Origin of the sequence: Bifidobacterium asteroides, assembly GCF_048001765.1 — a bacterium.
GTDB classification, from domain to species: Bacteria; Actinomycetota; Actinomycetes; order Actinomycetales; family Bifidobacteriaceae; genus Bombiscardovia; species Bombiscardovia asteroides_K.
Map to the genome: position 1 here is coordinate 2,098,435 of NZ_CP181447.1, position 17,931 is coordinate 2,116,365.

General features: G+C 54.5%; 14 protein-coding genes. 9 read left to right on the forward strand and 5 right to left on the reverse strand.

Annotation, left to right across the window (positions count from 1 at the left end; genetic code table 11):
- Positions 1 to 417: 417 nt before the first annotated feature.
- The 5 genes from ACNAOV_RS08625 to ACNAOV_RS08645 form a co-directional block, all read right to left on the reverse strand.
- Entirely contained in the window at positions 418 to 1,926 is a 1,509-nt protein-coding gene (locus tag ACNAOV_RS08625; RefSeq protein ID WP_024627014.1) for a HAMP domain-containing sensor histidine kinase, read from the reverse strand.
- Entirely contained in the window at positions 1,914 to 2,645 is a 732-nt protein-coding gene (locus ACNAOV_RS08630) for a response regulator transcription factor (RefSeq protein ID WP_416517366.1), read from the reverse strand. Before ACNAOV_RS08630 ends, ACNAOV_RS08625 begins: the two co-directional genes overlap by 13 nt.
- A 134-nt stretch (positions 2,646 to 2,779) precedes the next feature.
- The gene (locus ACNAOV_RS08635; protein ID WP_416517367.1) at positions 2,780 to 3,604 is read right to left on the reverse strand and encodes an ABC transporter permease; all 825 of its coding nucleotides are present in this window, start codon (positions 3,602 to 3,604) and stop codon (positions 2,780 to 2,782) included.
- 1 nt (position 3,605) lies between these two features.
- Entirely contained in the window at positions 3,606 to 4,442 is an 837-nt protein-coding gene (locus ACNAOV_RS08640; RefSeq protein WP_416517368.1) for a hypothetical protein, read from the reverse strand.
- Positions 4,439 to 5,134, reverse strand: coding sequence for a lantibiotic protection ABC transporter ATP-binding protein (locus tag ACNAOV_RS08645; RefSeq protein WP_416517369.1), 696 nt, complete (start codon positions 5,132 to 5,134; stop codon positions 4,439 to 4,441). Before ACNAOV_RS08645 ends, ACNAOV_RS08640 begins: the two co-directional genes overlap by 4 nt.
- Before the next feature lie 270 nt (positions 5,135 to 5,404).
- Here ACNAOV_RS08645 and ACNAOV_RS08650 point away from each other — a divergent pair, with 270 nt between their 5' ends.
- The 9 genes from ACNAOV_RS08650 (at position 5,405) to ACNAOV_RS08690 (ending at position 17,858) form a co-directional block, all read left to right on the forward strand.
- Positions 5,405 to 6,970 (forward strand): type I restriction-modification system subunit M, encoded by a 1,566-nt coding sequence (locus tag ACNAOV_RS08650; protein ID WP_416517370.1) that lies wholly within the window; start codon positions 5,405 to 5,407, stop codon positions 6,968 to 6,970.
- Complete coding sequence (locus ACNAOV_RS08655) at positions 6,967 to 7,902, forward strand: restriction endonuclease (protein WP_416517371.1); 936 nt, start codon at positions 6,967 to 6,969, stop codon at positions 7,900 to 7,902. The genes ACNAOV_RS08650 and ACNAOV_RS08655 overlap by 4 nt, the downstream gene beginning before the upstream one ends.
- Entirely contained in the window at positions 7,899 to 9,119 is a 1,221-nt protein-coding gene (locus ACNAOV_RS08660; RefSeq protein ID WP_416517372.1) for a restriction endonuclease subunit S, read from the forward strand. The genes ACNAOV_RS08655 and ACNAOV_RS08660 overlap by 4 nt, the downstream gene beginning before the upstream one ends.
- On the forward strand, positions 9,116 to 12,226 hold the full coding sequence (locus ACNAOV_RS08665; protein ID WP_416517373.1) for a type I restriction endonuclease subunit R: 3,111 nt from the start codon (positions 9,116 to 9,118) through the stop codon (positions 12,224 to 12,226). Before ACNAOV_RS08660 ends, ACNAOV_RS08665 begins: the two co-directional genes overlap by 4 nt.
- Before the next feature lie 367 nt (positions 12,227 to 12,593).
- Complete coding sequence (locus tag ACNAOV_RS08670) at positions 12,594 to 13,664, forward strand: iron-siderophore ABC transporter substrate-binding protein (protein ID WP_416517374.1); 1,071 nt, start codon at positions 12,594 to 12,596, stop codon at positions 13,662 to 13,664.
- Positions 13,665 to 13,683: 19 nt separating this feature from the next.
- Positions 13,684 to 14,760: a FecCD family ABC transporter permease gene (locus tag ACNAOV_RS08675; protein WP_416517375.1), complete on the forward strand. Its 1,077-nt coding sequence runs from the start codon at positions 13,684 to 13,686 to the stop codon at positions 14,758 to 14,760.
- 2 nt (positions 14,761 to 14,762) lie between these two features.
- Positions 14,763 to 15,821, forward strand: a complete 1,059-nt coding sequence (locus ACNAOV_RS08680) for a FecCD family ABC transporter permease (protein WP_416517376.1) — start codon at positions 14,763 to 14,765, stop codon at positions 15,819 to 15,821.
- Positions 15,822 to 15,826: 5 nt separating this feature from the next.
- Positions 15,827 to 16,690, forward strand: coding sequence for an ABC transporter ATP-binding protein (locus tag ACNAOV_RS08685; protein ID WP_416517377.1), 864 nt, complete (start codon positions 15,827 to 15,829; stop codon positions 16,688 to 16,690).
- A 187-nt stretch (positions 16,691 to 16,877) separates the two neighbouring features.
- A complete protein-coding gene (locus ACNAOV_RS08690) occupies positions 16,878 to 17,858 on the forward strand; it encodes a siderophore-interacting protein (protein ID WP_416517378.1) in 981 nt (326 codons plus the stop codon).
- Positions 17,859 to 17,931 lie beyond the last annotated feature (73 nt).

The following is a 17,931-nucleotide window of genomic DNA, read 5'->3' on the forward strand; positions in this document are numbered from 1 at the left end:
GCGCTGATGCCTGCTGTCTTGCAGTAGACAGGCCTCTTCGCCTATGTGTCTGCCGTTGATGCAAGCCGAAACCACCGTTTTGCCGTCGATCAGGCTTTCGCTATAGAATATGTTTGACCTCGGGATTCATTTCTTTTTCCCTGTGCTATTATCGCCTACTCCAGCGACAGATCGCTCTGTTCAGCGTCATCTGATTTTTACATGCAGATCCCTACAGATTGATACTTTCTGTTATCTGTAACATACAGATCTGCCAAAGAATGGTGAACTTTAGTAATCAATTACTAAAGCGATTGCTAAACAATTGATGTTTTCATAATTATTGGCCCACGATTAACACTATTTGCTAATCTTTACCACTGTGCAATTCTTAACTGGACACCGAGTTTGCTGTGACCGGTATCAGCTCCGCTGAATTCACTGCACTGGCAAAAATACAGTGACTGCTGCGCCATCGCCACTGGCTGCATTGGCGAGGATTAGGCGGCCTCCTGCACTTTCCACAGTCGACCGCGCTGCAGCCAGGCCGATGCCATGGTGACCGCTGGAGCCGTGCCGACTGCTGTCAGCCTGATAGAGCCATTCCGTGGCATGGGCCAGAGCCCGGCTGCTGAAACCTGGACCCCGGTCACGCACCGTCACCACTAAGGCTCGCCCGCCCTCCTGACCACCCTCCAGCCTCCAGGTCAGCGTCACCAAGCCATGGTCCGGCGAGTAGTCGGCCGCGTTGGCGATGATGTTCATGATCGCTCGGGTAAGGTCAGCCGCGTCACCGGAAACCTGACCGGTGTCGGAACCTAGACGGTCATCCCGCTCAAGCCGCAGACTCCGGGCATTCAGGTAGCCTTGGGCCTGGTTGTTGACCGCATCTTTCAAAGCAACCGCCATGACCCCGGATCGCCCTGAAGCCGTGCCCACGGAACCCTGGCTGATGGCTTGCGCATAGTCAGCCATCTCACGGATGGCATCCTCGATGGAGTCCAGGTAGGACTGCTGCTCCCGGCTGAGCCCGGTCTCCCCCAGCAGGTCTGCATTGCCTCGCATGATGGTCAGCGGCGTCTTCAGGTCGTGTGCCAGGGCCGCCACCTGCCGACGCTGGGACTCCTGGGCCATCCAGGTCTTCTCCAGGGATTCCTTCAACGTGGCGCGCATCCTATCGAAGGACCCCAGCACCCGGTTGATCTCCAGCACGTTGCTGCGGGGCAGGGATGCGTCAAGATCCTGCCGCCCTATGTCGTCAGCCACCTGGTTGAAAACCTTGAGCTTGGACGATATGACATGGGCCGCCCGCAACCCGATCAGCAGGAGGGTGATCAGCAGGACCGCCCCGCAAGACACCAGCAGAAGATTCTGGGGATTGGGATAGCGGTCCCGGGCCTGCCTCGATACCCACTGCGGCTGGATCCGATAGGCCAGGACGCATGGCCGCCCATCGGCTGTGGCATAGACGAGGTAGGTCGCATTCGGCCTTGCACGAGTGGCGAGAGGCCGTCCCGTCTTCTTCTCCCGCTCTTCCGATGGCATGGATGCCCTGTGCTCCCAGTGGTCGGCCGCCAGCTGGTCGGCTTCGCTGGCCATGCCGCCCTTCATATCTCCCCCCGTGGGATGCACCTGATGGTCATAGGTTCGGTACCAGTAAGCAGCGGGAATCATGGATTCGTCAATAGCAGTCGAACGGCCGATGGAGTGCCCCACCTCCTCCAGATGCTGTTCGCCATAGTTGGCCCAGAAGAAGTCACCCCTGGTCCCCAGGTTTATCCAGACCATATACATACCGGCGAACAGCAGAGCCAGAATCAGCAGCACGTAGAGAAAGTATCTGATGATCAGCAGAACGATGGGCATTCCCTTGCGGCTTGGCCGGCCCTTGCCGTCGGGGTTCTGCTCCCCCGGCGCTTCGGGCACGCCGTCGGTCAGGCCGCCCATTGGTAACCCACCGACCAGATGGTCCTGATGGGGTCCACCCCCAGGGCCTTGAGCTTGCGCCGGGCATTGCTCAGATGGACTCTGACCGCAGCCGTGGCATCGCTGTCCGTATCCTCAGCGGCCGGGTCATCCTCAGCGGCCAAGCAGGCCTCCCATATCTGCATGGGCGCGTAGGCCCGCCCTGGATGTTCGGCCAGCAGTGCGCATATGCGGTATTCCGCATCCGTCAGATTGGCGTTGCGCCCGTCCACCCTGATCTGCCGCGCCTGAAGATCCATGTCCAAGGAGCCGAAACGCAGGAGCGGACGCCCACGCCGACTGCCCTGGGACAGCCTCGCCCTGACCTTGGCTCGGAGCTCGGCAATGCCGAAAGGCTTGCGTATATAGTCGTCGGCACCCAGACCATAGGCCAGGACCGCACTGTCCTCGTCGGTCTTGGCCGTCAGGAAGATGATCGGACAGGACACCCGTTCCCTGATGGCAGCCAGGAGGGCAAAGCCGTCCATGTGGGGCATCATGACATCGCAGAGAATCAGGTCGACCGAGGACAGGTCCATGCTTACAACTTTCCGCGACTCGTTGACCACGGTCACGGCATAGCCGTCCTTGGACAGGGCCGCCATCAGCAGGGTGGTGATCCTTGGATCGTCATCCACCACCAGGATGGAGGCCCGATGCCGATCGTCCCCGGGGGAACCTCCGGCGTGCACGTCAGCCACGATTGGCTCCTTTTCTGCGCTTAGCGACCCGGCCCAGCCACTTTTGGGAATGAAGGCCTTGTGGACCAGAATTCTTGCAAGCCCGATTTCTTGCAGGACGGATTTCTTGCTAACCGGGCGCCCTGCGACCCAGTCTAATCGCTGCCCTTGCGCCGATCCTCGAATCTGCCGATCCAGAGCAGGAGGGCGAGGCCCAGGGTCAGGGTGAAGACCAGGCAGGGAACCAGATTGTCGAGAGCTGTCACGCCGATTGCAGCACGCAGACCCTCCCCACCCGGCATGGTCAAGGCCAGGTCCTGTTCGATCCCCAGAGAGCCGAACCTGGTAGGCCAGGTGAAGGGTATCCACCGGCTGATTCCAGGAGTGCTGGCGGCACCGGACAGGGTATGGCCGTAGAGGCCATTGAAGAGGCCTCCGAGGGAACTGATGGATATCCCGGTGCCGAGGACCCCAATAGCGATGGTCGTGTTTCTGCCAAAGCGCAGGGCCAGGGCGATGGAGAAAAGGTAGAGGCAGAGGGAGCCACCGGCCATGCCCAGGGTGGCGAGCGCGACAGCAGAGATCGGCGCGCCCAGTCCACCGGCCAGAGCCATAGGCAGGCAGAAGGCCAGAGCCGCCAGAGCAAGAGCCAACAGACCCAGAAGCCAGAGCACCAGGACCTTGGCCGCCAGGCCCAGACGGCGGCTGGGAATCCCCAGAAGGTTGGCCATGTCGCCGGCCTCACGCTCGGTTTCGATGTTTATGGCAACGACAATGGAGGCCATCAGAGGCATGAAGGCGCCCAGGACCTGAAAGAAGGCGTCGGTCTCCAAACCAGGATCATAGGGGGCTGCAGCGAAGTAGGCACCGCAGACGAGTCCGGCCGCCAGCCCGCAGATGACATGGATGGCGATAAGCACAGATCCGTGCAATCGCACGATTTCCGAGGCGACGACCCGGCCGACTGTCATCCCAGTCATGTCAGTTGGTCTCCTTCCGCGAGAACCAGATTCCCGTCAGGACGGACAGGAGCAGGAACCAGACCATACAGACCACCAAGGCGGTCAGGCTCTGCCCGCCGAAGACAGACAAGGCAGCCTTGATCGGGCTGTTGTCTTCGGTCTCCAGGGGCACACCATCAGGCATGACCTTCATGAAGGGCACCGGCAGGTTGATCATGGCGGCGGGCGGCAAGAAAGGCCATAGTCGTTGGCTTCCCCAGAAGGTGATCGAGGCCAGCAGGTCCGCCATGTAAGGCAGACCAAATCCAATCAGAACACCGAACCGGGTGGTCAGTGCCAGTCCCACCGGTATCATCCAGGAGCAAGCCAGGACCAGCATCAGGGCGCTGATTACGAAATCGACTAGGGAGGGACCCTGAACCCCGGAGACAGCGACCATGACTGCCGAAAGGCCCAGAGCCAGCAGGGTGGCAATGCCGATCAGAAGCAGGCAGTAGACGATCTTGGCCCACCAGACCAGAACGGGCGCGGCAGGCAGGGCCAGAGTGGTCCTCCACCGCTGCTTTCCGTCGATGTTGGCCACGGCAACACTTATCAGGGCGGTCATGGCCGGTAGGAGCAGGACATACCAGTAGTTGACCCAGGAGGGCATCCAGACGTGCAGGCCGAACGCGAAGCAAGCCACGATGACAATGAGCACCAGAGGGAAAGCCAAGGCCATCCGTCTGGGCGCGGCCGACCGGCCTTTCATGATCTCCGCTGCCAGAACCCTGCCGAAGGGGATGCCATTGCCCCTGGTTCCGACTCTTTCAACCGTATCCTGCTGGATGAGTTCGTTGACATTCCTCTTGCTCATCGCGACCTCCTGAGCACGTCCATAAACAGCCCCTCCAGGTCCTCCCCAGCGTGCAGTTCGTTTTCATAGGCCAGGCGACCGTCGGCGATGATGCCGATGTGATCCGCCAGGACCGACACCTCGGAGAGGATATGGCTGGAGACGATTACACTCATCCCCTGCTGCGGAAAGCTGCGGATCATCCCCCTCAGCTCCTCGATGCCCAGCGGATCCAGCCCGTTGGTGGGCTCATCCAGAATCAGCAGACGGGGTTTGGTCAGAATGGCGTTGGCTATCCCCAGACGCTGCTTCATACCCAGGGAGAACTGCCCAGCTTTCTTGGAGCCCGTATCGCTCAGTCCGGCAACGGAGAGCGCCTGGTCGATCCGTTCATCGGGCAGGCCGAAGAGGGTTGTACGCACCTTGAGGTTCTGGCGGGCCGTCAGGTTTGGGTAGATGGGCGGCTGCTCGATCAGGGCGCCGATGTCGTAGAGATCCCGGCGTGACCATGGGTGCCCGTCCAGAATCATGGATCCGCCGGTGGGGTGCAGCATGCCTGTGATCATCTTCAGGGTGGTGGATTTGCCAGCCCCATTTGGACCCAGGAGCCCGTAGACTCCGCCCTCGGGGACATGCAGGGACACCTGGTCGACGGCCCGTTGTCCGTGGCCGAAGACCTTGGTCAGACCCTCGGTCCGCAATATGTAACGCATGGTCAGCTCCTATTCGTTTCCGTGTGACAGGAGCCAGACTAAAGAGCGAAAATAAAGAAAGATAAAGGTAAATGTGCCTAAATGTAGCCTTATACCATCAACCAGTCAATGTAGTCATTCTATGCCTGCAGACTTTACCCGACTGGTTAATTTGAAGTTATCTGCCCTGAGCAATAAACATATACTGAGATTGTAAATACGTGCGGTCTGTCCGGCAGCATGATCTGCCTGCTTGATATCGCACATGCAGGAGCACAAGGAGCACAAAGAATGGCAGATACCAGGGAGACCCAACGCGCGGAATTACACAAGACCATCTGGAAAATGGCAAATGAATTACGAGGCTCTGTGGACGGCTGGGATTTCAAGTCCTACGTCCTTGGGCTACTCTTTTACCGGTTCATATCTGAAAATTTGGCAGATTATCTTAATACAGCCGAACATGCAGCTGGTAATACTAATTTCGATTATGCACAACTGTCCGACGAACAGGCAGAACTAGGACGCGACGACACCGTCGCTGAAAAGGGTTTTTACATCCTCCCTTCCGATCTGTTCGTCAACGTGCAAGCCAGTGCTGCTCAAGACGAGAATCTAAATGAGACCCTTGAGAAAGTATTCAAGAATATCGAAGGCTCGGCTTTAGGAACTGCCAGCGAAGAAAACTTCAAGGGACTGTTCGACGACTTGGACGTCAACAGCAATAAGCTAGGCTCCACCGTAGCAGAGCGCAACAAGAAGCTCAGCAGACTGCTAAACGCCATTGGCGATATGAAACTAGGAATCGACAACGACACGCAAATAGACACCTTCGGCGATGCCTACGAATTTTTGATGAATATGTATGCTTCTCAGGCAGGCAAATCCGGCGGCGAATTTTTTACTCCTCAAGAAGTCTCGGAGCTGCTGGCTAGAATTAGCGTAGTCGGCAAGACACATGTCAACAAGGTATATGACCCGGCCTGTGGATCGGGATCCCTTTTGCTCCAGTTCAATAAAGTACTAGGCAAAGAAAATGTTCAACAAGGATTCTTCGGTCAGGAGATCAACCTGACAACGTACAACCTGGCTAGAATCAACATGTTCCTGCACAATGTGAATTATATGAAATTCAACATCGCTCACGGTGACACTTTAACATCCCCAGCATATGATGACGAGGAGCCCTTTGAAGCCATAGTTTCAAATCCTCCTTATTCCACCCATTGGGAAGGCAAAAACAACTCTAACCTAATCAACGATCCACGATTTTCTCCTGCTGGCGTGCTCGCTCCAATTTCCAAAGCGGATCTAGCTTTCACTATGCACATTCTTTCCTGGCTTGCAGAGAACGGCACAGCGGCCATCGTCGAATTCCCAGGCGTTCTATACCGCGGCGGAGCCGAACGTAAAATCAGAAAGTATCTGATAAGTAATAATTATATCGACTCAGTAATTCAACTCCCACCAAATTTATTCTTCGGCACGTCAATTGCCACCTGTATAATTGTACTGAAGAAGTCCAAGAAAGATAATAATATTGTATTCATTGATGCCTCAGACCAGTTCGAACATTCGGGCAACAAAAATAAGCTATCCTCAGAGAACCGTCAACAAATTCTGAACTGGTATATACAGCGCAAGGATGTCAACCATAAAACTAGATTAGTTGCAAATTCTGAGGTTGGCGAAAATGAATATAACTTATCGGTCTCCAGCTATGTTCAGCCTGAAGACACTGATGAAGCTATTGATATTCATGAACTCAACAAGCGCATAGATAACATCGTGTATCACGAGCAGGAGCTCAGGACCAGAATTAATGCCATCATAAGTGATTTGAAGGGAGGGGAATGACAGCCATACCATCATGGGAACAGTTCAGGCAGCATGTCCCTGAAGTGCTAGCAAGTGGTCAAAACTTGAGTCTGCATGCCTTAAAAGCGAAAACCTTAGACAAGGCTAATCTCAATGATTTACAAAGAGCACAGCTCCTTTCCTCCAGTCAGCTCATTGCAGAAAATAGAATCGCATGGGCCGCATCATACCTGAGCCGTGTAGACGCGCTTGATCGACCTCAAAAGGGTCAATATAAGATTGCATCTAAAGGTCACGATCTTCTTACCCAGCATCCGAACGGAATCAGCGAAAAGGATCTTCGCCCATTGGCTAAGGTTGATGATAAGTGGCGGGCTAAAGGGAAAATCACTGAAACCCTGAGCCTAGATATATCTCCGGTCGCTGATGCCTACGATTCAGCAGTAGACACAAATCTGGACCCCACTGAACAAACTGAACACGGCATAGAACAGATCATTCGTCGTGTATCTACTGAACCTATACGTCGCTTGCAAGGAAAAGACCCGGACTTTTTCGAGAGGGTTGTTATGGATTTGCTGATAGCGATAGGGTACGGCGGCGTCCACGGGAAAGGGGCAGCTACTCAGCATACTAAAGATAAGGGTGTTGATAGAATCATTGATCAAGACGCTTTGGGTCTTAGAAAGGTCTACATTCAGGCAAAACGCTACAAAGATTTCAATTCTGCGGGCAGACCAGAAGTCCAAAAATTTGCTGGGGCTCTGAGAGAAAAGGCCGATGGAGGTTTTTTCATAACCACTAGTTCATTTACCACGGACGCGACAGACTATGCACGAGTAGCGCCAGAACGGGTCATCCTTATTGGCGGGCCGCAGTTGTTAGCCCAGCTCGTAATTAAGTATGGAGTGAGCGTGAAAAATGAGGAAACTATACATACCGTTGATTTAGACGAGGATTATTTCGCATGAACAAGCTAGACGGACTTATTGAAAAACTGTGCCCGGATGGAGTACTCTATCTGCCTTTAAGCGCTTGCACCGAATACACAAATAGACATATTGCCGTATCGGATCTTGATAAAACTTCATTTGTCGGTGTTGACAACCTTCTTCCAAACAAGGAAGGCCGAGCAGATGCCAAATACCTACCTAACATATTGCAAGTCAAGAAATTTTCAGCGAACGATATTCTCATCGGCAACATACGGCCCTATTTAAAAAAAATATGGCTCGCCGATAGATCCGGTGGCTACAGCGGGGATGTGCTGGCAATCCACATCCGTGAGCTATATACGGGAAGGTTGCAACCTCAATTCCTTTATTACTTGCTGTCGTCAGATGATTTTTTCCGCTATGACCAGCTGCATGCAAAAGGCGGAACCATACCCAGAGGTAACAAAAAACAAATTTTAAGTTATTGCATTCCGATTCCACCGATTCGGATCCAAAATGAAATAGTACAAATTCTTAATTCATACACTTTCTCAGAAAAGAAACTGGAAGAGGATCTAGAAAAGGAACTAGAATCAAGGCAACATCAATATATCTTTTATCGCAACTCTATCATGTCACAATTATCACGTAACTCAAAACATGTTCCTTTATCTCAATTCGCTACAGTAGTCCGTGGTCATGGTCTTACAAAGGCAGAGTTCACTAACTCTGGTGTAGGTGCAATTCATTATGGACAGATCTACACGAGCTTCAATACATGCGCTGATACAGTCCTTTCTCATGTCTCGCCGGAAATCGCTTCCAAACTTGTCAAGGTCAATCCCGGTGACGTTATCGTCACTAATACGAGTGAAAACGTCAAAGATGTCGGAAAAGCTATAGCTTGGTTGGGTGACAAGAAGATCGTAACGGGAGGACATGCGACTGTGCTTCGCCACAATCAAAACCCAAAATATATCGCTTATTGGTTTCAAACTCCAGAATTTCAGCAGCAAAAAATCAGATTCCTGACTGGAACGAGCGTGATAGATATGTCAACAAGAGATTTAGCGAATATTACTATGCCCCTCCCTGCGCTTGAAGATCAACAACGCGCAGTGTCTATGCTGGACAAATTCCGGTCTGTATTTACCGATATAGGAACTAGTCTTCAAGCCGAAATTGAAGCTCGTCGCAAACAATATAAGTATTACCGCGATCAGCTTTTGACCTTTAAGGAGTCACAGGCATGAGTAACATAAACACTTCTGAATACAGTCCTATCGCTGTGTCCGAGGAGAGCACAGTCATCGCAAGATACGAGGCACCAGCCTCGGACAAAGCTGGATACCAGTCTGAAGCCGATCTTGAACGAGATTTTATTCAACTCCTTGAATCACAGGCATACGAATATGTGAAAATACATACTGAACAGGATCTTATTGAAAATCTCCGATCCAGACTTGAAGATCTGAATCACATCAAATTCACCGACCAGGAATGGGATCAGTTCTTCACAACCACCATTTCCAACAGCAACGATGGCATCGCCGAGAAAACATACCGCATACAGAAAGACTATGTCCAGGTACTTCACCGTGACGACGGGAGCACCAAGAACATCGCTTTGATTGACAAAAAGGATATTCACAACAACGTGCTCCAGGTCATCAACCAATATGCAGTCCCCGGTGAGGCCCAGGGCGGCAGTGCCCCATATTCGAACAGGTACGACGTAACTATTTTAGTTAATGGTCTGCCACTGGTCCACATAGAGCTCAAGCGTCGCGGCGTTAGTATCCGTGAAGCCTTCAATCAAATAAACAGATATCAGCGCGAATCTTTCTGGGCTGATTCCAGCTTGTTCGAGTATGTGCAGCTGTTTGTCATCAGCAATGGAACTTTGACTAAGTACTATTCCAATACCACACGTCAGAGGCACATTGCCCAGATAGGGTATCAAGGTAAGAAGAGTAGAACCCGGCGCCAGACCTCGAACAGTTATGAGTTTACTAGCTTTTGGGCTGATGCCACCAACGAGCCGATATTGGATCTAAGAGCGTTCACCCGTACATTCTTTGCCAAGCACACTATTCTAAATATCCTGACACGCTACTGTGTTCTTACAGTAGATGGAACACTCATGGTGATGAGGCCCTACCAAATTGCAGCTACGGAACAGATCCTGCAAAGGATATTAGTCTCAACTAATGCTCATACGTTGGGAACTATCAAGGCCGGTGGGTACATATGGCATACCACCGGCTCAGGCAAGACTCTCACGAGCTTCAAAACCGCCCAATTGGCCACGCAGATGGAAGATGTGGACAAGGTGCTTTTCGTAGTTGATCGTAAAGATCTTGACTACCAGACTATGAGGGAATATGACAACTTCGAGAAGGGAGCAGCGAATTCGAATACTTCCACCAAAATCCTAAAACGCCAGCTGGAGGACTCCGATGCCCGCATCATCATCACTACCATCCAAAAGCTATCAAACTTTGTCCAGAAGAATCCGGGACATCCTGTATATCGGAAGCATGTCGTTATTATCTTCGATGAATGTCACCGTTCACAGTTTGGCGGCATGCACAACTTAATTACGGGCTCCTTTAAACAATACAATCTCTTTGGCTTCACTGGAACCCCGATTTTTGCAACGAATTCACAATCTGAGGGCAATTCTCAGTTGAAAACTACCGAACAAGTCTTCGGCGATAGATTGCATACTTATACCATCGTTGACGCTATCCGAGATAAGAACGTCCTGCCCTTCCGGATCGATTATCTAAACAGTGTAGAGGTCGGTCAAGTAACCGACGATAAGGTCTCAGGAATCGATACTGAACGAGCCTTGCTGGATAATCGCCGTATCTACCAGATAGTCAAGTACACGCTTGAACACTTTGCACAGAAAACACGCCGACAAGACAGCTATCAACATACGACGGTAACCAATGTTGCCGAAGTAGTGAAATCCCCTCGCGGAACTGATGAAATTAAGAGGCCACGGCGAGTGAAAGGATTCAATGCTCTCTTTGCCACAGCGTCCATAGAAGCCGCCAAGCGTTACTACATCGAATTCCAGCACCAACAAGCTGATCTGGCGCCTGACCAGCGACTCAAGATCGGAATGATTTATTCATATTCCCCCAATAGTGCTCAATCCGATGGGTTATTAGATGATGAAGATTTCACCACGGATTACTTGGACAACGAAGATAGAGACTTTTTGGAAGACGTGATCGCTGATTACAACGACATGTTCCATACGAGCTACGACACCAGTGCCGATAAGTTCCAAAACTACTATAAAGACCTATCCATGCGGCTGAAAAACCGCGAGATTGACATGGTCATTGTAGTGAACATGTTTTTGACAGGCTTCGATGCCACTACGCTTAACACTCTCTTTGTCGACAAAGATCTGAGAATGCACGGGCTAATTCAAGCCTTCTCGCGCACAAACAGAATACTGAACTCCATAAAAACCTACGGCAACATCGTTTCTTTCAGAAATCTGGAACATCAGACCAACGAAGCTCTGGAATTATATGGCAATAAAGATGTTCAGGGCACCGTAGTCCTAAAACCATATCGTTACTACTATGACCAGTATCAGGCCAAAGTAAAGCAACTGTGCGAATCGTATCCAATCGGCAGACAAATAACTGGCGAAAAAGCACAGCGACACTTCATTATGCTGTTTGGCAATATTCTGCGGCTAAAGAATATACTAGACAGCTTCGATGAATTCAGTGGCCATGAAATCCTATCGGCAATGCAATACCAGGACTACCAGAGCATGTATTTGGACCTGTATGCCGATTATCGAAACAGCAAGAGGGCTGATAAAGAAAGCATCAACGATGATTTGAACTTTGAAATCGAACTGGTCAAGCAAGTTGAAATCAATGTCGATTACATCCTCATGCTGGTCGACAAGTACCGCAAGGCGCACGGCAACGGCGCAGATGAAGAACTACGCACCACGATAACCAGAGCGGTGAACGCCAGCCCCACCTTGCGCGACAAGCGTGATCTGATCGAGCGGTTTGTGAACACCGTCTCCATAACCGGAACTGTGGAGGAGCAATGGCAGCGGTTTATTTCTCAGCAGCAGCAAAAGGAGCTCACCAGCATTATCAACGAAGAGCATCTGAAACCCGAATCCACAGAGCGGTTCATGCATCAAGCCTTCGAAAACGGGGACTTACAGACAGGCGGCACAGCCATCACTCAGATTATGCCGCCCATCTCCAGGTTCACACCAACCGGCGGATACCAGGAGCAGAAACAGCGGGTGATAGATAAGCTCGTATCCTTCTTTGATCGCTTTGTGGACCTAGGACAAAATTAAAGTTCAGTCTTTCTGAGAAACATTGATATATCACGGTGCTCGGCAGGCGGTGTATCTTCCCGCAGAGCACCGTTCCTATTGATTTTCCACTCAGAATCTCCGTAGGATCCGTCGGCATTTCTCTAATCCGCACTGAAGCGATTGGAGATCATCCACAGAGCAACGAAGGGCCCTGAGTTCATTAGATTATCAATGCTCTTGATCACAAATATATCCGGCCCGGTATTCGCCTATCGTCTTTGCAGATGTTTCATTTAACACATGCAGCCGAGGAAATCAACTCTTTTCTTCCCGTCACGCCGATGCTACATCTGGTACCTGGCTCTGGTGCACCATGCCAATTCGACAGCACGATCAAAGGAACCACATGCACATTCGACCATTCCTTTCCCTCACCCGATTCAAGCGCGCTATCGCAGTCATCCTGGTATTGGCAAGCGCCCTGTTCTTCCTCGGCGCCTGCGGATCGGGATCGCAGACAAGCCATTCCAGCCAGTCAAAGGCCTCGGAGGGGCAAGGGGCCTTCCCCGTCAAGATCGATCACGTCTACGGCACCACCTCCATACCCTCCAAACCCAAGCGCATCGCCACCGTCGGATGGGCCACCCCTGACAACCTCCTAGCCTTGGGCGTCGTACCGGTCAGTATCCAGAAGAACGCCTTCGGCAAGACCGTGGATGGAGGATACCTGCCCTGGACCAAGGATGCCCTGGATGCCATGCATGTGGATAAGGCGAACATGCCCAAGCTGCATGACGAATCCGACGGCATCGATATCGAGGCCATCGCCGCGTCCAAGCCCGATCTGATCATCGGCCTGCTCTCCGGCATGACCAAGAAGCAGTACGACACCTTGAGCAAGATTGCGCCCACCATCGCCTATCAGAAGGTCGCCTGGGGCGACCCCTGGCGCAAGGTCATCACGGCCACAGCCCAGGCCATCGGAGAACCCGAAAAGGGCAAGCAGCTGATAACCGACCTGGAGAATCGCATAGCAAAGGCCGCCGAGGCCCACCCGGCCATCAAGGGGAAGACCGGAGCAGTCATGTACTTTGATGCCTCCAAACTCTCCAAGTTCAGCGTCTACACCACCTCCGACGCCCGGCCGCAGTTCCTGAACGACCTGGGCCTGGAGACTCCGGAATCCATTAAGGAGGACTCCAAGAGCACCAAGGACTTCTATAAGGAGATCTCCTCCGAGCACGCCGACAGGTACAAGGATGTCGACATCATCGTCACCTACGGCACCCCGGACCTGCTTGAAGCGATGCGCAAGGACCCCCTCCTCTCCAAAATTCCCGCAGTTGAGCGCGGGTCCGTCGTGGTCATCGACAATGACAGCGAGATGGCCAATGCCCTTGACCCCTCGGCCCTGTCTATCCAGAAGACGACCGACACCTACGCCGGGCTTCTGGGCGAGGCTGCCGCCAAGGTCTAATCAGGCCGCAGGTGAGGGGATGAAAAAAGAGATATGGGGCGCCGATATGCAGCCAGCAATGACACCGCACCCTGATACTCGACAGGTCGTCATGCATCGCAAGGGAACCGGACCCATGGTCTTGTCCGGGCTGATTCTGGCGGCCTGTCTGGTCATGGTCTGCGCCCTGTCCCTGGTTTTCGGATCCCGTTCCGTCAGCCCTTCCGACATCCTCCACACCCTGTCCACCTCCTCGGATGACATTGCGGTCTCGGCCATCCGCCTGAGAATCCCCCGCACCGTCCTCGGCCTCCTGGTCGGTGCCGGGCTCGGGGTGGCCGGGACCCTGATGCAGGGCATATCACGCAACCCGCTGGCGGACCCGTCGATTCTGGGTTTCAACACGGGGGCGGCCCTGGCGATCGTCTGCTCCATAGCCTTCTTCTCCCTATCGACCCCGGCCCAGTATGTCTGGGTAGGACTGCTGGGCAGTGCGACGACCGCACTGGTCGTCTGGGCCATAGGCTCCCTGGGGCCATCCGGTCCATCTCCGCTACGGCTGACCCTGGCCGGTGTCGTGATCAGTTCGGTACTGGGGTCTCTTACCTCCGCCATCCTTCTGCCGCGCGTCAATGTCATCAGCTCATACCGCTTCTGGCAGGTGGGCGGAATCTCGGGCGCCCGGTTCGACCTCATGATGCCGGTCCTGCCTCTTCTCGCTCTTGGACTGATACTCGCCTTCTGCCTGACGCCCGGGATCAACGCCTTGACCCTGGGTGATCAGATGGCCGAAGGACTGGGTATGCACGTCGGACGTGTCCGCAGCCTGGCCTGGCTTGCGGCGATACTCCTCTGCGCCTCCTGCACGGCACTGGCGGGTCCGATTAGCTTCGTCGGGTTGGTGATCCCCCATGTGGCACGACTGCTCATAGGACCCGACTACAGGCGAATCATGGCCCTGAGCATCCTTATCGGCCCCCTCCTGGTGGTTGGCGCCGACGTGGTGGGCAGGATAATCACCCGTCCATCCGATGTGGAGGTGGGCATCGTCACGGCACTGATCGGAGCTCCCGTATTCGTGGTTCTGGCCGGGCGCAGAAGAACCGCGGAGGTATAGGCATGGATGCTAGTCTCCTGCATGCTTCGGGTAAACCCGAAGCCATGACCGACCTACAACGGATACGACGGGCCCATGCCATTCGTTCGCTGATAGTCACCATCCTGCTTGTGATACTCCTGGTCGCTCTCGCGCTGGCCGATCTGGCCCTGGGACATCGCGCCTACTCCCTGAGCGACCTGCTTGGAGCGGTTTGGGGGCGGTCAGACGAAGGAACCAGGTTCGTCATTCTCCAACTGCGCATGCCCCGGACACTGATTGGTTGTGTCGCCGGTATCGCGTTCGGCATGGCCGGGATCGGCTTCCAACACCTCCTGCGCAACATGATGGCCAGCCCGGACATCATCGGCATTACTGCCGGAGCCAACACTGCTGCCATCCTCGGCATTGTCGTATTGGGCTTGTCGGGCATGTCTCTGGCCTGCCTGGCGGTCATAGGTGGTCTCCTGACAGCCCTCCTGGTCATGGCCCTGGCCTGGCGCGGTTCGTTTGACCCGAACCGGCTGATACTGATCGGCATCGGAGTAGCCGCAGGGTTTAACGCACTGGGCTCCTGGCTGATGATTCGTAGCGACCAGTGGGACATCCAGGCTGCGACCAGATGGCTGACGGGCAGCCTGGCCGATGCCCAGTGGACCGATCTGCCGATACTGGCAACGACAACCCTGTTCGGCGCCATGCTCCTGTTGGCACTCGACAGGAATGTCCGCACCCTGCAACTAGGGCGGGAGATGGCCGCAGGACTGGGCGTCAGGGTAAGTCGTGTTCAGTTTCAGGTGATTATCGTGGGCGTGCTGCTCCTGTCTGTCGCGACGGCAACCACCGGTCCCATCTCCTTCGTTTCGTTCCTCTCCGGCCCCATCGCCACGGTCCTGGTCGGCCGGGGAGCATCAGCCCTTATCCAGTCAGGCCTGGTAGGAGGTTGCCTGGTTCTGGGTTCGGACATCGTCGCCCAACATCTGCCCTCGGCCCAGGTGCCGGTCGGCATCATCACCAGCATTGTGGGCGGACCCGTCCTCATCGCGATCATGATCCTCATGACCCGCAGACAGGAGCTCTGAACATCATGACGTCACCCCCGGCAGGCGACTCCTGGAGCAGCGAGCATCGGCTGACCGCCTCGCACCTTCGCCTCACCTATGGCGGGCGTACGGTCATCGAGGACCTGAGTCTGGATATACCCCCACACACGATGGGGTCCATCATTGGACCCAACGGATGCGGAAAATCAACCTTCCTCAAGGCCATGGCCAGGATACTGAAACCAGCCTCGGGGACCGTCACGCTGGACGGAGAGCCCATCACCAGCATGCCCACCCGCAAGGTTGCAACGATTCTGGGGTTACTGCCGCAGAACCCGTCAGCACCCGCAGGCATCACCATCGCCGACCTGGTCGCTCGCGGCCGATACCCCCACCACCACTTCATCGAGCGGTGGACGACCAAGGACGAAAAGGCGGTTGAACGGGCCCTTGCCCTGACCGGACTGACCGATATGGCGGGGTGCCCAATCGACCGCCTGTCCGGAGGCCAACGCCAACGCGCCTGGATTGCCTTGACCCTCGCCCAGCAGACCGACATACTCCTTCTTGACGAACCGACCACTTATCTCGACATCGCCTACCAGCTTGAGGTACTCGACCTGCTGAGCACCCTGAACAGGCAGGAGGGCGTCACGGTGGTCATGGTTCTCCACGACCTGAACATGGCCGCCAGATATTCGGATTGGATCCTGGCCATCAAGGATGGCAGGAGGATCGCTTTGGGCGCTCCTGACGAGGTCATGACCGAGAGCCTGGTCACGGAAGTATTCGACATCGCATCCACCGTGGTGAAGGATGAATCCACCGGCACCCCGCTGATGACACCAGCGCCCCTCCATAGCCTCGAAGCCCACTCTGGCGGGGCTTGTAATGTACACGTACACTGAGATGACTCGGCAGGACGACACCAAACAACCCAATGATGTAAAACCTCTCGTTCCGCTCCCCACATCGCTTACCCCGACGTCCCAAACCACAAAGCCTTAGACCACAAAGTCTCAAACCGCTACAACCTGAACAACGAGAACCTGAAACAAAGGCCAACCCATAAATCCCAACCGAAAGAGAACCGCCATGGAACAACAAGCCACCAATCATCCTGTACCCTTGATCCCCTTCCGTGTCTCCGTAGCCAGAGCGGAAACGCTCTCGCCCCACTTCAAGCGAATCGTCTTCCAGGGACCGGATCTGAAGATTTTTGCAGACGCAGGCTACGATGAACGAATCAAAATCCTCTTGCCCCTCCCCGACGGATCCGTGCCGCCCCCTTCCTTCTTCGAGGCGACACCTGAAGATCCGCTTGCCTGGTACCAACAATGGAGGACCCTGCCCGCAGAGAGCCGCAACCCTCTGCGCACCTATACGGTTCGCAAGGTCAGGCCCGAGAGCGAGCGAATAGATGTGGACTTCGTCATCCACGATCATGCCGGACCGGCAGGAGCCTTCGCAGAGGCTGCCAGACCTGGCGACCAAGCCATCATCATCGGTCCCAACGCACAGGCCGGAGGACCGGTCGCAGGGATGGACTTTCACCCAGGTCAATCCAGACACCTTCTCCTGGTGGGCGATGAGACGGCGGTGCCAGCCATCGCTGCCATAATGGACAGCCTGATCCGAGACCACTGGCAGGGCGACGGGGTGGCAGTGATCGAAGTCCCGACCGAAGAGGATCGTCTTCCGCTGCCCGAGCACGCGGGAATCCGTGTAATTTGGACGACCTGCGACGAATCCGGACATGGACATGCCCTTATCGAAGCCATGCGCAACCTCCTGGAGGACCTGCCAATCCATTCGCCTATGCCGGCTACGGCCACAGCCGCTGAATCTTCCAAGGAATTCACAGAGATCGATATCGACAAAGAGCTGCTCTGGGAGACTGCCGATGCCACCCAGGCGGACGCCTCCATCCATGCCGACGACCTGTACGCCTGGATCGCCGGAGAGGCGGCCACCGTCCGCGAACTGAGGCGCATGCTGGTCAGAGATCGGGGAATGGACCGGCGCAGTGTCTCTTTCATGGGATATTGGCGTCAGGGCCGTAGCGAGATGTCCTGACCGCCCGACCCAGTGAGCGGGCGACCTGCCATGTGCGGACAACCCACCCCCGTCTTTCTTGACCTACGAGTCA